Annotated in this window: 14 protein-coding genes and 1 pseudogene; 7 read left to right on the top strand and 8 right to left on the bottom strand. The window is 64.9% G+C overall.

Translation table 11 applies throughout. The annotated features are described in order from the left end of the window. Positions 1-186 precede the first annotated feature (186 nt). Complete coding sequence (locus tag DYE23_RS15890) at positions 187-1,692, top strand: NCS1 family nucleobase:cation symporter-1 (RefSeq protein ID WP_172527790.1); 1,506 nt, start codon at positions 187-189, stop codon at positions 1,690-1,692. 7 nt (positions 1,693-1,699) lie between these two features. Further along, a complete protein-coding gene (locus tag DYE23_RS15885; protein WP_011894048.1) occupies positions 1,700-2,422 on the top strand; it encodes an aspartate/glutamate racemase family protein in 723 nt (240 codons plus the stop codon). A 16-nt stretch (positions 2,423-2,438) separates the two neighbouring features. Here DYE23_RS15885 and DYE23_RS15880 read toward each other — a convergent pair whose 3' ends face one another. Then, on the bottom strand, positions 2,439-3,254 hold the full coding sequence (locus DYE23_RS15880; protein WP_115327609.1) for a bifunctional allantoicase/(S)-ureidoglycine aminohydrolase: 816 nt from the start codon (positions 3,252-3,254) through the stop codon (positions 2,439-2,441). Next, positions 3,251-4,528, bottom strand: coding sequence for a DUF6986 family protein (locus tag DYE23_RS15875; RefSeq protein ID WP_115327608.1), 1,278 nt, complete (start codon positions 4,526-4,528; stop codon positions 3,251-3,253). The genes DYE23_RS15880 and DYE23_RS15875 overlap by 4 nt, the downstream gene beginning before the upstream one ends. Before the next feature lie 166 nt (positions 4,529-4,694). On the opposite strand from DYE23_RS15875, the gene DYE23_RS15870 reads away from it, so the two are divergent. The 3 genes from DYE23_RS15870 to DYE23_RS15860 all read left to right on the top strand — a co-directional run bounded on the left by DYE23_RS15870 (position 4,695) and on the right by DYE23_RS15860 (position 7,387). Next, complete coding sequence (locus tag DYE23_RS15870) at positions 4,695-5,456, top strand: IclR family transcriptional regulator (RefSeq protein WP_115327607.1); 762 nt, start codon at positions 4,695-4,697, stop codon at positions 5,454-5,456. Between the two features lie 25 nt (positions 5,457-5,481). Beyond that, on the top strand, positions 5,482-6,783 hold the full coding sequence (locus DYE23_RS15865) for a TrpB-like pyridoxal phosphate-dependent enzyme (protein ID WP_115327606.1): 1,302 nt from the start codon (positions 5,482-5,484) through the stop codon (positions 6,781-6,783). 64 nt (positions 6,784-6,847) lie between these two features. Then, positions 6,848-7,387 carry a hypothetical protein gene (locus tag DYE23_RS15860; RefSeq protein WP_115327605.1) on the top strand — a complete coding sequence of 180 codons (540 nt, stop codon included), beginning with the start codon at positions 6,848-6,850 and terminating at the stop codon, positions 7,385-7,387. 47 nt (positions 7,388-7,434) lie between these two features. On the opposite strand, the gene DYE23_RS15855 is transcribed toward DYE23_RS15860, so the two are convergent. The 4 genes from DYE23_RS15855 to DYE23_RS15840 form a co-directional block, all read right to left on the bottom strand. Next, entirely contained in the window at positions 7,435-8,133 is a 699-nt protein-coding gene (locus tag DYE23_RS15855) for a cutinase family protein (protein ID WP_115328996.1), read from the bottom strand. A gap of 285 nt (positions 8,134-8,418) precedes the next feature. After that, positions 8,419-9,378 carry an alpha/beta fold hydrolase gene (locus DYE23_RS15850; RefSeq protein WP_013471560.1) on the bottom strand — a complete coding sequence of 320 codons (960 nt, stop codon included), beginning with the start codon at positions 9,376-9,378 and terminating at the stop codon, positions 8,419-8,421. Positions 9,379-10,394: 1,016 nt separating this feature from the next. Beyond that, positions 10,395-10,949: a hypothetical protein gene (locus tag DYE23_RS15845; protein ID WP_115327604.1), complete on the bottom strand. Its 555-nt coding sequence runs from the start codon at positions 10,947-10,949 to the stop codon at positions 10,395-10,397. Beyond that, entirely contained in the window at positions 10,946-11,470 is a 525-nt protein-coding gene (locus tag DYE23_RS15840; protein WP_172527789.1) for a hypothetical protein, read from the bottom strand. Before DYE23_RS15840 ends, DYE23_RS15845 begins: the two co-directional genes overlap by 4 nt. A 483-nt stretch (positions 11,471-11,953) precedes the next feature. Here DYE23_RS15840 and DYE23_RS31835 point away from each other — a divergent pair, with 483 nt between their 5' ends. Together DYE23_RS31835 and DYE23_RS15830 are read left to right on the top strand one after the other, a co-directional pair. After that, complete coding sequence (locus tag DYE23_RS31835; protein WP_115327603.1) at positions 11,954-13,681, top strand: macro domain-containing protein; 1,728 nt, start codon at positions 11,954-11,956, stop codon at positions 13,679-13,681. 325 nt (positions 13,682-14,006) lie between these two features. Continuing rightward, a protein-coding gene (locus DYE23_RS15830) for an IS3 family transposase (protein ID WP_109536170.1) occupies positions 14,007-15,235 on the top strand; the annotation gives its coding sequence in 2 pieces (ribosomal slippage) (positions 14,007-14,319 and positions 14,319-15,235; 1,230 coding nt in all). A gap of 40 nt (positions 15,236-15,275) precedes the next feature. Here the strand turns inward: DYE23_RS15830 and DYE23_RS15825 are convergent. Together DYE23_RS15825 and DYE23_RS15820 are read right to left on the bottom strand one after the other, a co-directional pair. Then, a pseudogene (locus DYE23_RS15825) lies at positions 15,276-16,034 on the bottom strand (IS3 family transposase); the annotation flags it as partial. Positions 16,035-16,051: 17 nt separating this feature from the next. After that, positions 16,052-17,322 (bottom strand): IS3 family transposase gene (locus DYE23_RS15820; protein WP_115326498.1). Its coding sequence is split into 2 segments (ribosomal slippage): positions 16,052-17,049 and positions 17,049-17,322, totalling 1,272 coding nucleotides; the frame shifts between segments, so codons are not numbered across the junction. Positions 17,323-17,347: the final 25 nt, after the last annotated feature.

Below are 17,347 nucleotides of genomic sequence, written 5' to 3'. Positions count from 1 at the left end.
GCGGGGAACTCAACTCCACTCTTCGGCTGACTCTAGATCTGGGCGAGAACACAGTCAATCGCACCGAAGGGTTGACATGGGGTGTCGGTATGCGCGTTACTTAGCAAACTTGTGGAATATTACTTCCGCAAAGTGGAATTTAGCGGCGACGCGCGCGTCGGCGCTCCGACCGTGACAGGCGTGTCCATGAGCACAGAGTCCACCGGACTGATCGGCGACTCCAGCCGTAACGATCACACCGCGCTCGCCGGCGTGAGTCCGCATCTGTACAACCCCGATCTCGCGCCGACCAAGCGCGCAGGGCGACGGTGGGGGTCGTACAACATCTTCACTCTGTGGGCGAACGACGTGCACAGCCTCGGCAACTATTCGTTCGCGATCGGGCTGTTCGCCCTCGGGCTCGGCGGGTGGCAGATCCTGCTCGCCCTCGGTCTCGGCGGAGTCTTCCTCTTCCTGCTGCTCAACCTGTCTGGGTTCATGGGGGAGAAGACCGGCGTCCCGTTCCCGGTGATGAGCCGCATCGCGTTCGGCATCCGCGGCGCGCAGATCCCGGCCCTCATCCGCGGCGCGGTGGCGATCGCCTGGTTCGGCATCCAGACCTACCTCGCGTCTGTGGTGCTGCGCATCATGATCATCGCGCTCGCACCGTCGGCCGAGTCCCTGGACTCGAACAGCGTCCTGGGATTGTCGACGCTCGGCTGGATCTCGTTCGTCGTGCTGTGGGTGATCCAGGTGATCATCGTCAGCTACGGCATGGAGATGATCCGCAGGTACGAGGCATTCGCGGGACCGGTCATTCTGGTCACGATGATCGCTCTGGCGGTCTGGATGCTCAACAACGCCGACTGGAGCATCGCGTGGAGCACGCCCGACTCGCTGACCGGTGTCGACATGTGGTTGAAGATCATCGGCGGCGCGAGCCTGTGGGTGGCGATCTACGGCACGTTCGTCCTCAACTTCTGCGACTTCACCCGTAACGCGACTTCGAAGCGGGCGATCGTGCACGGCAACTTCTGGGGCATCCCGCTCAACATGCTGGTGTTCGGCGGCATCGTGATCACCCTGGCCGGCGCGCAGTTCCGCATCGACGGACGCATCATCGAGGCACCGGCCGACATCGTCCAGGAGGTGCCGAACACTTTCCTGCTGGTGCTCGCCGCCCTCGCGCTGCTGATCCTCACCATCGCGGTGAACCTGATGGCGAACTTCGTCGCACCGATCTATGCGCTGAACAATCTCTTCCCCAAGCACCTGAATTTCCGTCGCGCAGCGCTTATCTCGGCCGTCATCGGTCTGGTGATCCTGCCGTGGAACCTCTACAACACCCCTGCGGTGATCAACTACTTCCTCGGTGGACTCGGCGCCATCCTCGGTCCGCTGTTCGGGATCATCATGGCCGACTACTGGCTGGTGCGTCGTTCCAAGATCAACGTTCTGGCCCTGTTCACGACCGATGCCGACGGTGAGTACCACTACGCGAAGGGCGTCAACGTCCGGGCGGTGATCGCCCTCGTCATCACCGCGGTGGCGGCGCTGCTGCTGGCGTTCGTTCCGGCGTTCGCGGTGGTTGCGGAGTTCTCCTGGTTCATCGGGGCGGGCCTCGGTGCGATCGTGTACCTGGTGGTCGCAGACCGCCGCGGCCCGTTCAACGACGTCTCCGGTGAGCCCATCGCCGTGGACAGCACGCACTAGGAGTGCCATGAGGATCCTCGTCGCCAACGTCAACACGACCGCCTCGATGACCGAGGCGATCGCCGAGTCGGCGCGCGGTGTCGCGGCGGAAGGCACCGAGATCGTCGGCATCACACCGCGATTCGGTGCCGACTCGTGCGAAGGGAACTTCGAGAGCTACCTCGCGGCCATCGCGGTCATGGACGCCGTCACCGCGTACCCCGAACCGTTCGATGCCGTGATCCAGGCCGGTTACGGGGAGCACGGTCGTGAAGGGCTGCAGGAGTTGCTCGACGTCCCGGTGGTCGACATCACCGAGGCGGCCGCGTCGACGGCGATGTATCTCGGGCACAAATACTCGGTCGTCACGACGCTCGACCGCACGGTGCCGCTGATCGAGGACCGGCTCAAACTCGCAGGACTCGACGCACGGTGCGCGTCGGTGCGGGCGTCCGGACTCGCTGTGCTCGAACTGGAATCGGATCCCGCTCGGGCAGTCGAGGCGATCGTGCGCCAGGCGCGTGAAGCGGTGGAGAACGATCACGCCGAGGTGATCTGCCTGGGCTGTGGCGGCATGGCCGAACTCGAGGAGAAGGTGAGGGCCGCGACGGGCGTCCCGATCGTCGACGGAGTCCGCTCGGCGGTCACCATCGCCGAAGGCCTGGTCCGGATGGGCCTGTCGACATCCAAGGTGCGCACCTACGCGACCCCACGCGAGAAGAAGGTCACTGGTTGGCCATTCCGGTTGTAGGCCAACCGGACTCGCCTCAGAGCATGATCTGGCGGTTGACGTCCTTGTACAGCAGGTAGCGGAAGTTCGACGGCCCGCCGGCGTAGCACGCCTGCGGGCAGAACGCGCGCAGCGCGAGGAAGTCGCCTTCCTGAACCTCCACCCAGTCTCCGTTGAGGTGATAGACGGCCTTGCCTTCGAGCATCAGCAGGCCGTGTTCCATCACGTGGGTCTCGGCGAACGGAATGGTCGCGCCGGGCTCGAACGTGACGATGTTGACGTGCATGTCGTACGCGAGATTCTGAGGGTCGAGCATGCGTGTCGTGCGCCATTTGCCGTCGGTGCCGGGCATGGCCGACGGTTCGATGTCGCGCTCATTGCCGAATTGGACCGACGGGGTGTGGCCCTCGGCGATCTCGTAGCGCTTGCGGATCCACACGAACGTCGCGTCGGCGTCGCCGTTGTTGTGTGCCGACCAGGCGGTGCCCGCCGGCAGGTAGGCGAAGCCGCCCTCGGTGAGGGTCTGCGACCGGCCCTCGGTGTCCACGGTGAGCGCACCGGAGGTGACGAACAGGAAGCTCTGCACCTCGGGTTGCGGCTCGGGTCGCTGCGCGCCGCCCCCGGGCTTGACCTCGACAATGGCCTGGAAGTACGTCGTCGCCCCGCCGGCGACAGGGCGGTTGAGAATCCACGCCCGCGTATCGGTCCATTCCGGGAAGACCGAGGTGACGATGTCGCACAGGACGCCGCGGGGGATCACCGTGTAGGCCTCGGTGACGATGGCGCGGTCGATCAGCAGATCGGTCTGCGGGGGCAGACCGCCGCGGGGTGTGTAGTACGACGCTGCGGTCACTGGGTGCTCCTTGTCGGGCGGCCGAGCGCGATGTCGCGCACGGTGGAAAGAGGGAGATCGAGGGCCGTCTCGATCTCGTCGACGGTGAGGGCCCCGCACACGCTGCCCCGGTGGATCACGCCGGCGAGGGCGCGGGCGGTGGCCGGCTCGTCCATGACGGTCGAGTCGAGCCGATGGACGTAGGTGCGCAGGCGTGCGGCGGCGGGGGAGAAGGCGCCACGGTAGAACGCGTACGTCGCCAGGTACCGGGTGATGAGTTGGGCGGGGTGCATGTCCCAGCCCTGGTAGATGCCGCGCTCCAGGTGGCGTCGGACCAGTCGGGCGTGCAGTGTCCACGCCGCCGCGACGTCGTCGGGATCACCGGCCGGGACGATGTTGGTCGAGCCGTCGGACATGTGCACGCCGGTGCCCGCGACGGCGAGTTGCATGACGTTCTTGGCGTGATCGGCCGCCGGATGCTCCATCGACTGGTACGCCGCCGCGATGCCGAGAGACGCCGAGTAGTCGTAGGTCCCGTAGTGCAGCGAGCTGACGCGGCCCTGCCCGGCATGGATGAACTGGGCGACGGGTGCGCGGCCGTCGGCGCCGAGAATCGCCTGCGGCGTCTCGACCTGTACCTCGAACCGGATCCGGCCCGCAGACAGTCCGTTCGCATCTTCGAGGGCGCTCGCGACGGCGACCATGGCCTCGACCTGATCGACGGACGTCACCTTCGGGAGGGTGAGTGTGAGGCCCTCGGGGAGACCGCCCGAGGCGACGAGCCCGCTGACGAACATGTCGAGGGTGCGCAGCCCGCGGGCACGGGTGGCTGCTTCCAAGCACTTGAAGCGCGTCCCGACGAACGGCGTCGAGGTGCCCGCGTCGAGTGCGCTACGCAGAGCGGCGATCGCCTGCGTGACGTCGGCGTCCTCGGTTGCATCGTCGACGGTGCCGTACCCGTCCTCGAAGTCGATGCGGAGGTCCTCGATGGGCTCGGTGGTCAGTTTGTTCTCGACAAGGGTTGCGAGAGTCTCCGGCTCACAGTCGGTTTCGTTGTTCGGGCCGACCAGGGCGGCCACGGCGTCGAGTCCGCCCGCGTCGTTCGCGGCTGTCAGAGCGGTGGATCCCCACTCCGCGGGCATGGTCGCCGAATACCGGTTACCCGGGATGTAGACGGTGTGCACCGGTTGCCGGCGGCCGTCATCGCCGGGGTAGCGAGCCGCGAGGTGGGCGTCGGCGGCCGCGAGGCGACGGTCGACATCGGCCAGCACCACGTCGTCGAGGCGCCGCGTCACGGGCGGTCTCCTTCACGAATGCCGGACTGAAATTCCACATTGTGGAGTTTAGAGGGCGCGCTGCCAAAAGTACACGGCGGTCTGGCCATCGTCGACAAGTTCCATATTGTGGAATGAATCGTGGTTATGTTGAATGGAATCCTCATCGGTGGTCGGAAGTGGACGTATGGCGGAGAGATCAGGCGGCGTTCAGTCGGTGGAGCGCGCCTTCGAGTTGATGGAACTGATCGGACGCGCGGGAGGGGAGTGCTCCCTGACGGAGTTGTCGGCGGAGTCTCCGTTGCCGCCGCCGACCATCCACCGTCTGCTGCGCACGCTGGTCGGTCTGGGTTACGTGCGGCAATTGCCCAATCGCCGCTATGCGTTGGGGCCGAGGTTGATTCGGCTCGGTGAGGTGGCGAACCGCCAGCTGGGAGCCGTTGCCGGTCCGGTACTGCAGTCGCTGGCCGACGACCTGTCGGAGACCGCGAGTCTCGCTGTGCTCGACGGCGACATGGTGATCTACACCGGGCAGGTTCTGTCTGCACACATGATGCGGACGAACAACGAGGTCGGTAAGCGCGTCGGGCTGCACACATCCGGGGTGGGCAAGGCCGTCCTGGCCGAGTTGGAGGATGCCCGCATCCTCAAACTGGTGACGCAGTCCGGGCTTCCGGCGCCGACCGAGAACAGCGCATCGACGTTGTCGGCGGTGTTCGCGAACGTCGAGCGGGTGCGTGCCGAGGGCTACGCCGTCGACGACGAGGAGTTCGAGATCGGTGTGCGCTCGGTCGCGATGGCGGTGCCGGGTGCGCCGACGCCGATGGCGATCGGCATCTCCGGCCCCACAGCGCGTATGGGCAAGGATCTGATCGCCCGTGCCGTGCCGGCCCTGAACAAGGCGACCGGCGTGATCTCTGAAGCGCTGATCGGTGCGAAGGAGGCCTGAGTCGTCGACCGCTAGGGTTTCCGGCATGACGGAACAGCGTGGCGCCACCCATCCGGACCTCGTCGCCGCGGAGGTGCCGACCCACTGGTACAACCTGGCGGCCGAGCTGGATGAGCCGATCCCGCCGCACCTGCATCCCGCCACCAAGGAACCGGTCGGCCCGGATGACCTCGCGCCGCTGTTCGCTAGCGGGTTGATCGCGCAGGAGGTGGCCACCGACACCTACATCGAGATCCCGGAGCCGGTGCGGGAGATCTACACGATGTGGCGTCCGTCGCCGCTGATCCGGGCCCGGCGCTTCGAGAAGGCCCTGAACACCGGAGCCCGTATCTACGTCAAGTACGAGGGTGTGAGCCCGGTAGGCAGCCACAAGACAAACTCGGCGGTGGCGCAGGCCTACTACAACTCCATCGACGGTGTGCGGAAGCTGACCACCGAGACCGGCGCCGGCCAGTGGGGCAGCGCGCTCTCGTTCGCCGGAGCGCAGTTCGGCCTGGAGATCGAGGTGTGGCAGGTCCGCGCTTCGTATGAGTCCAAGCCGTATCGCGGGCATCTGATTCGGACCTACGGCGGCACGGTGCATTCCAGCCCGTCGACGCTCACCGAGTCGGGCCGCGCCATCCTGGCCAAGGATCCGGACACCACCGGCAGCCTCGGCATGGCGGTCAGCGAGGCGGTCGAGGTCGCCGCGGCCGACCCGGAGGCCCGCTACGCGCTGGGCAGCGTGCTCAACCATGTGGTGTTGCATCAGACCGTCATCGGGCAGGAGGCCGTCGCGCAGCTGGCGCTGACCGAGCCTGATGGTGCCGACGTCGTATTCGGTTGTGCCGGTGGCGGTTCGAACCTCGCCGGGCTGTCGTTCCCCTTTCTGCGAGAGAAGATCCACGGCCGGTCGAACCCGCGGATCGTCGCCGCCGAGCCGACCGCGTGCCCGTCGATCACCCAGGGGGAGTACCGCTACGATCACGGTGACGTCGCCGGACTGACTCCGCTGCTCAAAATGCACACCCTCGGTATGGATTTCGTGCCCGACCCGATCCACTCCGGGGGACTGCGCTATCACGGCATGGCGCCTGCGCTCAGCCACACCGTGGAGCTCGGTCTGGTGGAAGGCGTGGCGATCTCGCAGCACGATGGGTTCGCTGCCGGTGTGCAGTTCGCGCGCACGCAGGGCATCGTGCCGGCACCGGAGTCGACGCACGCCATCGCGGCGGCGGCCCGGCACGTCGCGGACGATCCGCGAGAGCAGGTGATCGTCATCGGGCTGTCCGGACACGGCCAGCTCGATCTGCCGGCGTACGCGGATTTCCTCGACGGAAAGTTCTGACCAGGCGATTTGTCGGCGCGACTATCCTCGGGGCACCAGGCATGAAGTTGAAGAGGTGAGTCCTGTGTTCGGTGTGCGGTCGCGCGACCTGTCGATCGAGGCAACCCTCAAGCAGATCGAACACCGGGTGCTCGACGACGTCGAGCTGCCCCTGTGGGCACGTCGCGTGGCGTGGGCAGCGACCACAGTGCTGGTCATGACGGTGCTCGTGGCATGGGGCGTCGGCGGGGGTGTACCGGTGATCGCATCCGTGTTGGGCGCCGGCGCCGCGGTCTGTTCTTTCGTCACACTTCGGCGTCGTCGGTTCCGGTGGTGCGTCGCGGCGGCGTGCCTGTCCGGGGTGTCGACCGCCGCCGGCGTCGGCGCGTTCTGGTGGTCGCATACCGGCTCAGCGGGCTCGATTCTGACGACCTCCACCGGCGTCGCCGCGGTGGCCGCGGCCACACTCACAGCGGTGTGGGTCGCGGTGGCGATCACCCCGGTGAAGGATTCGCACCCGGACATGCGCGAGCGCTCGAGGCGCACATGGGGTGTCCGCGAGAGCGGCGCCACGATCATCTGGCCGCCGCCCTGCGCAGGGCCGCACTTTCCCGATCGCCAGTAGGGGCCGGACCCGGAGTCCACCGTTGTGTCTCAGTCGATCCCGGTTGTTCAGCTCGCGGGCGATCCCGGTGTCAGGGCCGCCAACCTGCTCACGGCGAACGCGGCAGCCCGGTCGGCCATGCCGTTGACGCCGTACTGATTGTGCGGACCGTTTGCCTCGGTCGGGACCGTGCCGGAGCAGACGGCATCGCCGGGCGCGCAGAGTTCAAGAGCTTTGCTCGCGTAGACCGCGCCGACGTCAATGCCCGCCGCACCATACTTTTCCGCCGACCAGCCGGCCGGAGTCCCGAATAAAACCACGGCTGCGACGTTGTCGGCGACGGCGGCAGGGAGCGGAAGGGGCGCAGCGCCGCGGGCGACGCCGGCCGGCACCACGCCGGACGTGGCCAGCGCCGTCACCACCGCGCCTTGCGAGTAACCGCCCAACACCAGTTTGGTGTTCGGGCACGACGACACCACGCTCCGTACGTGGTTGGATTCGTCGCGCACACCGTCGACGACGTTCATCTTGAACACCGTGCCGCCGGAGAAGTTGCTGCTTGCCGGATAGTAGACGGCGTGCACGCCCACTGTTCGCGGAAACGTCTGCGCACGTAGAGAGTCGACGAACCGCTGACCGACGCCGCCGACCCCGGGTGGCTCGGCGGTGCCCCGCGCGAAGACGACGTCGATGTCGGGGCATGATTGCTGCGAAACGGCAGTCGGGACGATCACCGGGAGCGCGGCAGCGGCCAACGCGGTAGCCACGACCACTCGTCCGGCTGATCGCCCAACAGTCACTGTTCCCCCCGATCAATCCCTTCGAACTATGGCAGCCGCCGATGGTATACCTCAATCTGACTCGCCGCGGCCCGAAGGAATATGGAACGACCGCTATCAAGCCTGATTGATTCATGATCTTGAAAAGTTCTGCGCTGCAGGTACTTTGGTAGGGTCGCGGCCCCATGGGGCCTTTCCGTCACGGTGACATTTCTTTCGTCAGCTCGGCCTGCAAGCGCCAGTCGAGCGTAGGCCGGCCGACAGCTTGCGGGCTCAGAATGCGGTGCCCAGGAGGTCCAGTAGTGCGGTGTTGACCTCCTCGGGCCGTTCTTGCTGAATGTAGTGGCCGGCACCGCTGAGGAGGATTTCGCGGTAGGGACCGGTGACGAGCTCACCGTGGCGGTCGGTACGGGTGAAGTGCAGCACGGGATCGTCGCGGCCGGCGAGAAACAGCGTAGGAACCGTGATGGTTGACGCCGGTGTGTGGGCGGTCAGTTCCCAGTTCCGGTCGAAGTTGCGGTACCAGTTCAGCGCGCCGGTGAATCCGGTGCGCGCGAATTCGCTGATGTAATAGCTCATCTCCCGCCGGTTCAACCACGGAGGTAGCTCGTCAGGCTCGGGGAGTCGTTCGAGATAGCCCTGAGGTCCGGGCCGTTGCATGTCGGCCAACTGTTCGGCATTCACCCGAGGTGCACCGAAGATGCGCCGCAGTGTGGTGGCGGGGTCACGGTTCAGTTCAGCGTCGGCGATGCCGGGCTCCTGGAAATGTAGGAGGTAAAAGAAGTTGTCACCCGCGAGTTCGCGCCAGGCTTGGGTGGGTGGTCTGCGTGGGCGAGGGACTGGGGGCCCGCTCAGTCCGGCCACCGCGGCGACGCGACGCGGATGCAGCAGGGGAACTGCCCACGTAACGATCGAGCCCCAATCATGTCCGACGAAAGCTGCTTGCTCGGCCCCGATTTCATCGACCAGACCGACGAGGTCAGCGGTGAGATGGTCGATCGAGTAGGAGCTGATCGCTGCGGGCCGTGACGACCCGCCGTAGCCGCGCTGATCAGGTGCCAGCACGTGAAAGCCGGCCGCGGCGAGCACCGGTATCTGGTGGCGCCACGAGAACGCGAGTTCAGGAAAACCGTGCGCGAGAATCACCAGCGGGTCGCCGTGGCGGCCTGCCTCCAGGACGCGCAACCGCACTCCGTTGGTGGCGATCATCCGCTCGGAAATCTCCGAGGTCATGGCCAGACTCAATCACACTGGCGAGGCGGCGCCAAGGTCCGAGGCACGCACATCGCAGAACCGGTCGTTGGTGAGTTCGTATGCAGGAACATCGGCATGGCGGCCAGGAGCGCCTCGGGGACATCCTCGCGCGAAAGTTGCCCCGCCCGCGAATTCGATGACGGAGGCGTCGAGATAGGCCGCGATGAAACGACGGCGTGTTCGGCCAGAAGTGCGATGCTTGCTTGCCGACGCACAGGTGTCACTTCGACGATAACGTCACAGTGACGAAATTGAGCGAGATGCCGCAGGGCTTGGAGAGCGCCCGGTGTCCGCCGGTGCCAGGCGCTGTCAGAGGTATCGCGGACTCCGGCCTACATGAATGGAGGCCTTGGCGGGTGGTACTGGCAGATAGTTCTGGAGCGGAGGGCGAGAAGTCGGCGAAAGCTTTGCGCGGATGAGTGACAACAGGTCAGAGATCATTGCAGAACGGCAGACGGCGAGACGTGACGAGTGTCCGATCCGGAACTTCTTGAGAGCAAGGGGGAGCGCTGACCAGCGCACTCTCAAGTAGTTTCGGGACGGGTCCGGCACCGTTTGTCCACGAATACTTGACAGTGCCGGACAAGTTCCACGAAGACCTGAGAGCACCGGAGCGAACTGTGGCGGGCCGCCGCACTCGTCGGTGTCCGGTGTCATGCTTCCTTTTCATGGACGGCTACGACATCTCGCGTGAACGCTTGGTGCTCCACGCGATTGGTGTCCTGCATGACCGCGGGTGCCACGGCGTGCGGATTGAAGCCGGCGAGAGTTCGACGGGCATGTGGTACGAGGACCACCGCGGCGATTGGCGCGTCGGGCGAGATCCGTTTCCTAAGCCGTCGCCACTCGTGCATGACCCTGGGCCGCCTCCTGGTTGGCCCGATTCGGGACTGAGGAAGCGCTCGATGCTCGTCGCCTTCGTCGGCGAAACGTGCTGCACCCGCGCACGCGTTCATGGACTGGGCGCCTAGCGCCCATAAGCTGTTGCTCGCCAGCTACGCTCCGCCCGAGATCCCGTTCAACTCTGCGGCCGCATGAATGGCGGTCTTGAGTTCGTCGAAGGAACACTGCCGCGGACCGAGGGCTAGCAGCCGTGTGAGCCGAATCTTCTTCTGCTCCGGAACTTTTCGGTTAAGTTCGGTCGTGGGCATCACATAGAACGTCCATTGCCTGACGTCGAGCGGATCGACCGCTTCGCCAATCGAGCCGTTCAGCAGGCAGAAGACGTACACTTCCGCGCTTCGCCTCGCACTGGGCGCATAGGTGTTGGTGTGGGCGTCCCACCCCTTTGCCGGACCGATGCCGAACTCGATCACCGAGGGTCGGGTCTGCTCCCACGATTGCACGTAGGCAGCCGATTTCACTTCCACCCCGACCTTGACACCGTCGACGTCGACGTCGAGGTCGTGACTGTGCCATTCGACGCGCTTCACCTCAGCAATGCCGAGTGCTGTCGCCACGATGTACTCGGCCAGCACGCCGCGGGTGGTGTTGGTGAGCAGGTCGTCGTACGCCCAGGCTTGGAATTCCTCTTTTTTGATGTGAGTCATCGCCGAGTCTTCAATGCCTGAGCCGTTCCCCTGCCAAGTACCGTCGTCACTTTGAGCCGATCGATGTCGTCGATGGTCAGGACCGCTTCGGGTCGGGTGATCCGCTTGATGTCCTCGGCTTGCGGTTGCGGCACCAGGAGTGCGAGGTCGCGTGCCTCATCAACGTCGATGTTTGTGTGTATCCACTGGCGCTGATCGGTGCGCTCGTGGTCGACGCTCACGAACCAGTTAGCCAAGAATTCCTGCAGGTGCGGGATCAGTGTCCACACCTTGCGCCGGGCCAGCGCCGAACGCGCATCTGGACGGGTGAATGCGAGCCAGGCGAGTTCTTCACTGTCGGCGTCGGTGAGCTTCCAGAACACCCGGCCGTTGTGCGCCAGTGGCCGGGTGACAGCGATGCGCTCTCCGGTCTCGCGGGCCCGCGCGGTGTAGTCGGGAAGCGTGTCGGTGTGGTCGGGAAGGCTGTAGAAATAGTCATGTGACCTCTGCGGTCCCAGCCGTCCGCTTCGAGCGTTGTCCATCGAACGCACCCCCTCACCGCGAACCATGTTGCCATGTCATCGGCCCCAGTGTCTCTGACGATCCGACTACCGGTCGTTGGGCCGAACGGCAACAGAGTCGCACACGCCTCCGACAAGACGCCGCCGACAGAGGTCGTCTATAACCCAAGGGCACCACGCCGGCATCCCGGAGGACGCAGCACTCTCAGACGGTCATGGAAAATCCGCCGAATCCGGATCACTCTCAGGTATTCGCGGAACACTCTCAAGAGGTAGTGGATCGTGTCATTTCGCAGTTGACCCCTCGCCGACGGCATCTGCTGAAGTGCACAGCAGAGATGAAGCGCAAATCGCGCAGCGCGAAACTTGCAGCTAAGCGCGCCCAGGGGTGATCGAAGATCGCGAAGGGGTGCCGGGATAGTCACGGATGGGTTCGGGGCCAGTCAGTCGCCGCCGTAGCCGTCCACCACGTTGACGTCGGTGCCCAGATGCATACTGTTCTGCATGCCGACAATCACCGCGGTTTGTGGCGACATCACCGCGCAGGAGGTCGACGCCGTGGTCAATCCCGCGAACTCTGCTATGCGCGGCGGTGGCGGGGCGGAAGGCGCGATTCATCGCGCGGGAGGCTCCGACATCCTGCGCCACTGCGTCGAGCGGTTCCCGAACGGACTGGCTACAGGTGACGCCGGCTGGACGACAGCCGGCGACCTGCCTGCCCGGTGGGTTATTCACTCGGTTGGCCCGAACTACAGCATTGGGCAAACAGACCGTTCGCTGCTGGAGTCCTGCTACCACCGGGCCGTGCAAGTCGCAGACGAACTCGGTGTTCGAACTATCGCCTTTCCGTTCATCAGTACAGGAGCCTTCGGCTGGCCGCGGCGGGACGCAATCGCGGCGGCGGTTGAGACCATTGCCACCGTCATCACTCGTGTCGAGGATGTGCGACTGGTGGCATTCGACTCCGAGGTGCACGAGCAAGTACTGATGCAGTTGGCTTCGAAGACCCCGATCCGCATCTTGCAAGGGGTTCGAGTCCTGCATCAGCGGGGCTACCACCGACTGCGCATTTTGCCGGGAGTGGGTCCCTCGGGGATGTACTGGCGCGTCGCTATCACCGCCGCTGACAATCTGATGGACCATGTGAGCTTCCCACACGTCATCGACCTCGTCACAGCACTGCAGTATTCGACCGGCGGACTTACCGAATTCGCCGGGAGTGAGGTGACGGTGACAACCAGACCCGAATCGGTCGCCGAGGTGATCCTGAACGCACTTCCTGGGACCGCTCCGACCGATGACGATCCCGCCTACGTTTCCTGGTTCGCCGAACTCATGCGTCTTGTCGAGCAATTCCAGTTGCCGCCCATCGCGTACGCCGATTACTTCGACGCCAGCGCGGGGTGGGAGATCGGCGGGGGCGGCGGCGTCAGGCATGCCCGCCCACCCGAGCCAGCGACCATTGCCCTAAGGAGATCCGCTCCAATGCCATCACTGCCATCGACCTCAATACCGGACGACACGGCGAACGCTCTGTATAGACTCGAGACGATTCTTCAGAAGGCGACGGGGCTTTCCCCGAAAGCCAGCGCGGTGGAAGGAACGCTTATCCCGCGGGGAGACCCGCTGTTGCCCGGCGTCACAATCAAATTCGCCGCCGATCATGTCCGCGGTGCCGACCGCGCAGCTCTTTTCTTCGACGATAAGTACGTTCATTTGGGTGTCTGGCCGGCGGAACTCCAGCCGCAATACACTCATATGTACTCGGATTCGGCAAGAGTCGACGCCCTCCTCGAACTGAACACTCACGACGGGTTCACTGTCGAGCCCAACTTTCAACTGGCGCATCGGTTTGCCCAACCGCTTCAACGCTGGTTCCCGACCAGACTGCTGTCCGCAGGCGACTACTTGCACCAATGGGTCGACGATTTCCATGACGGGCGCGCTGGCGGTAGAACCCGCGATGAGATTGCCGACCCGGGCTTCTTCCAGTGGCTGGCGGAGCGCCAGTACGCCAGCGCCGCCGAAGAGGAAAGCCTTCACCATTGGCTGGACAGCAAGAACGCCGGCGTTCAGTTCCACGTACGCCCGGGCGTCCAGATCCTCAGAACCTGGTCGTATGAAGAAGCTTTTGCGATCGAAGGTCAGAACGAGTTTGCTGTGCAAGTACGGAACGCGACTAATCAGATACTGATCGCCCTCGGCCAGGCGCAGCTAGGCTCCATGAGTTGAGCCATACCCCTAACAAAGGGTGTTGCAGAACTCGCTTCCCACCCAGCGCAGCCGAGTTACGTTCCGCGAAATTCTCACCACGAGTGTGAATTACGACCCAAGCCCAAAAGGTGCGATGCCCGGGCCTCGCACCGTCCAATACCTGGCGAATGACGAAAGGTGCGCATCGCGGAGGTATCACGGGTTCCAGGTCTGCCGCGCAATCCCCAGGTGTCAGTGCCTGGTGAATCGCCCCGGGTTTGATGCACACCGGGGGACTTGACCCCGTGTGTTGGACACGCTCAATCCCAGGAATGTGCTGGGGGAAGCGAGATGATCCAACCCGATGGCAAGGAAAAATTACCCCGATGAGTTCAAGCGTGACGCGGTCGCGCTCTACCGGGACACCGAGGGCGCGACGATCGCCCAGATCGCTGCCGAGCTCGGTGTCAGCGAGGCCACGCTCTCGGCGTGGTGCAAGTCGGCCGGGGTGCCGATTCGGCACCGCCGCGGTGTCGTAGTGGCCGAGCCTGTGCCAGGGGCCGAGAGCCCTGAGCAGGAGCTGGCCCGCCTCCGCAGTGAGGTCAAGGCGTTACGCGCCACCGAGGCGCGGTTGTCCACCGAGCGTGACATCTTGCGGTCGGCGGCCAAATATTTCGCCGGGGAGACGAACTGGTGAGCCGCTTTCAGTTTGTCGCCGACCACCTGCACGCCTTCGAGGTGAAGTGGCTCTGCGCAGTCGTCGAGGTTGCGCGTTCGTCGTTCTACGCGTGGTTGGCCGGTGCTGACGGACGAGCGGCCCGTCGGGCTGCTGACGAGGCGCTGGCCGAGCGTATCCGCGCCGTCCACGACGAGGACAACACCTACGGGGCGCCGCGGATCACCGCCGAGCTCAACGACGGTGCGCCCGAGGGGCAGCGGGTCAACCACAAGCGGGTGGCTCGGGTGATGCGCGGCGCCGGGATCGCCGGTTATCGACGCCGACGTCGGGTCAAGACGACCGTGGCGGACCCGGCGAACCAGAAGGTCCCCGACCTGCTCAAACGGGATTTCACCGCCGCGCAGGTCAACACCCGTTACGTCGGCGACATCACCTACTTGCCATTGGCGACCGGCGCCAACCTGTACCTGGCCACCGTGATCGACTGCTGTTCACGGCGGGTCGCCGGGTGGGCGATCGCCGATCACATGCGCACCGAACTGGTCATCGATGCGCTCAAAGCCGCTGCTGCACTGCGGGGTTCACTGGCTGGTGCAATATTCCATGCAGATCATGGAAGTCAGTACACCTCACGGGATTTCGCGAATCTCTGCCGCGATCTGGGGGTCGTCCAGTCGATGGGTGCGGTGGGGTCAAGTGCCGATAACGCGTTGGCCGAATCGTTCAACGCCGCCCTCAAGCGCGAGATTCTGCAAGACCGTAACTGCTGGCCGGACGCGGCGATCTGCCGCCGTGAGGTCTTTCGGTGGCTGGCCCGCTACAACACCACACGACGGCACTCCTACTGCCGTCATTCCAGCCCCGCGACCTACGAAAGGAACCTGACACCGGCTACGCTGCCCGAAGCCGCATAACCACAAATCCCGTGTCCACTACATGGGGGCAAGGCCCCGGTTACTGGTGTGCAGCCTCTGAGTTGGCCGCGTTTGTAGCGTAGTGGACGGCTTCGTACTCCAGGGGTGGGATGCGACCGAGGCGGTGCATGAGCCGGTCGGCGTTGTACCAGTGCACCCACTCGGCGGTGAGCAGCTCCACGTCGGTCAGACGGCTCAGAGGGCCGCGCCGAAACGGCGAGTCATCGCGGACGGCTTCAGTCTTGTAGAGCCCTATGGTCGTCTCCGCCAGAGCGTTATCGAAGGCATCGCCGACTGTCCCGATTGAGGCCACCAGTCCAGACAGCGCCAGGGTCTCGCCGAACCGCACAGACGTATATTGAGAGCCCGCATCGCTATGGTGAATAGTGTTGCCCAACAATGGATTACCCTCGTCGATACGAAGTTGGGCGGCGTGGCGGATCGCCTGACGCACGAACCGGTCCTCCTTGCTGGCCGAGCAGGTCCATCCCACTATCCGGCCCGCGTAGGCGTCGATGGCGAATGCGGTGTAGACGAACGTTCCGTTGGTCAGCCGTACGTAGGTGAAGTCCGCGACCAGCAGCACGTTGGGCGCGGGCACCCGGAACCGGCGTTTGACCAGATCGGCCGCCCGCGCCGCGGCGGGATCGGCGATCGTGGTGCGGACCTTCTTGCGGCGGGTAACCCCGCGCCAGCCGTTGGCCCGCATGAGGCGCTCCACGGTGCAGCGGGCCACCACAATGCCTTGTCGGTGCAGGTGAGCCCACATCTTGGTAGCCCCGTACAGTGAACCGCCCCGGGTTTGATGCACACCGGTTACTGGTGCGCAGCCTCTGATGGGGCTGTGTTTGTAGCGTAGTAGACGGTCTCGTACTCGATGGGTGGGATGCGGCCCAGGCGGTGCATGAGCCGGTCGGTGTTGTACCAGTGCACCCACTCGGCGGTGAGCAGTTCGACATCGGTCAGACGGTGCAAGGGACCCCGCCGGAATGGTGAGTCGTCGCGGACTGCTTCGGTCTTGTACAGCCCTATGGTCGTTTCGGCCAAAGCGTTATCGAAGGCATCCCCGACCGTGCCGATCGAGGCCACAAGCCCGGACAGAGCCAGGGTTTCCCCGAACCGCACAGACGTGTATTGAGAGCCCGCGTCGCTGTGGTGAATAGTATTGCCCAACAATGGATTACCCTCGCCGCTTCGGAGGTGTGCGGCATGGCGGATCGCTCGGCGCACGAACCGGTCTTCCTTGCTGGCCGAGCAGGTCCATCCCACAATCCGGCCCGCGTAGGCGTCGATGGCGAATGCGGTGTACACGAACATCCCGTTGGACAGCCGTACGTAGGTGAAGTCCGCCACCAGCAGCACGTTGGGGGCCGGCACCCGGAACTGGCGCTTCACCAGATCGGCAGCCCGGTCGGCGGCCGGATCCGAGACGGTGGTGCGGACCTTCTTGCGGCGAGTAACTCCACGCCAGCCGTTGGTCCGCATGAGACGCTCCACGGTGCAGCGGGCCACCGCGATGCCCTGGCGTTGCAAGTGAGCCCACATCTTGGTGGCGCCATACAGCGACTCGGGCTTGCGCCGACCGTGCTCGTCTGGCTCGTAGAAGCCGGCCAGCACCTCGGTGATCACGGTGTCCCACAGCGCCCGAGCGGATGGGGGGCGGGTCAGCCAGGCGTAGAAGGTCCTCGGGGCGATCTGGCACCCGTGCTCAGTGAGCACGCGGCAGATCGGAGCGACCCCGAACCGAGCACGATGCTCGGCGATGAACGCACAAATCAACGGTGTCGCGGGTCGCTCTCCCGCACGAAGAAACTTGTTGCCGCCTTGAGGATTTCGATGGTTTCCTCAAGCTCACGATTCTTGCGCTTGAGCTCCTTGTTCTCCCGCGCGATATCGGTGGGCACTCCATCCCGCTGGCCGGTGTCCACCTCGACCTGGTTGACCCACCGGCGCAAAGATTCGTAGGACACCCCCAACCGCTTGGCTACCGCGGTGATGCAGGCGGTGCGGGTGTCGTACTCCTCGGCATGGTCGGCCACCAGCCGTACCGCGCGGGCCTTGAACTCGTCGTCGTACTTGTTCGGCATGATGCAAACAACCTTCCCTCGAAAG

Origin of the sequence: Mycolicibacterium gilvum (genome assembly GCF_900454025.1) — a bacterium.
Classification (GTDB): domain Bacteria; phylum Actinomycetota; class Actinomycetes; order Mycobacteriales; family Mycobacteriaceae; genus Mycobacterium; species Mycobacterium gilvum.
The sequence above is the reverse complement of the archived record's forward strand: the minus strand, read 5'-3'. Positions and strand labels throughout refer to the sequence as shown.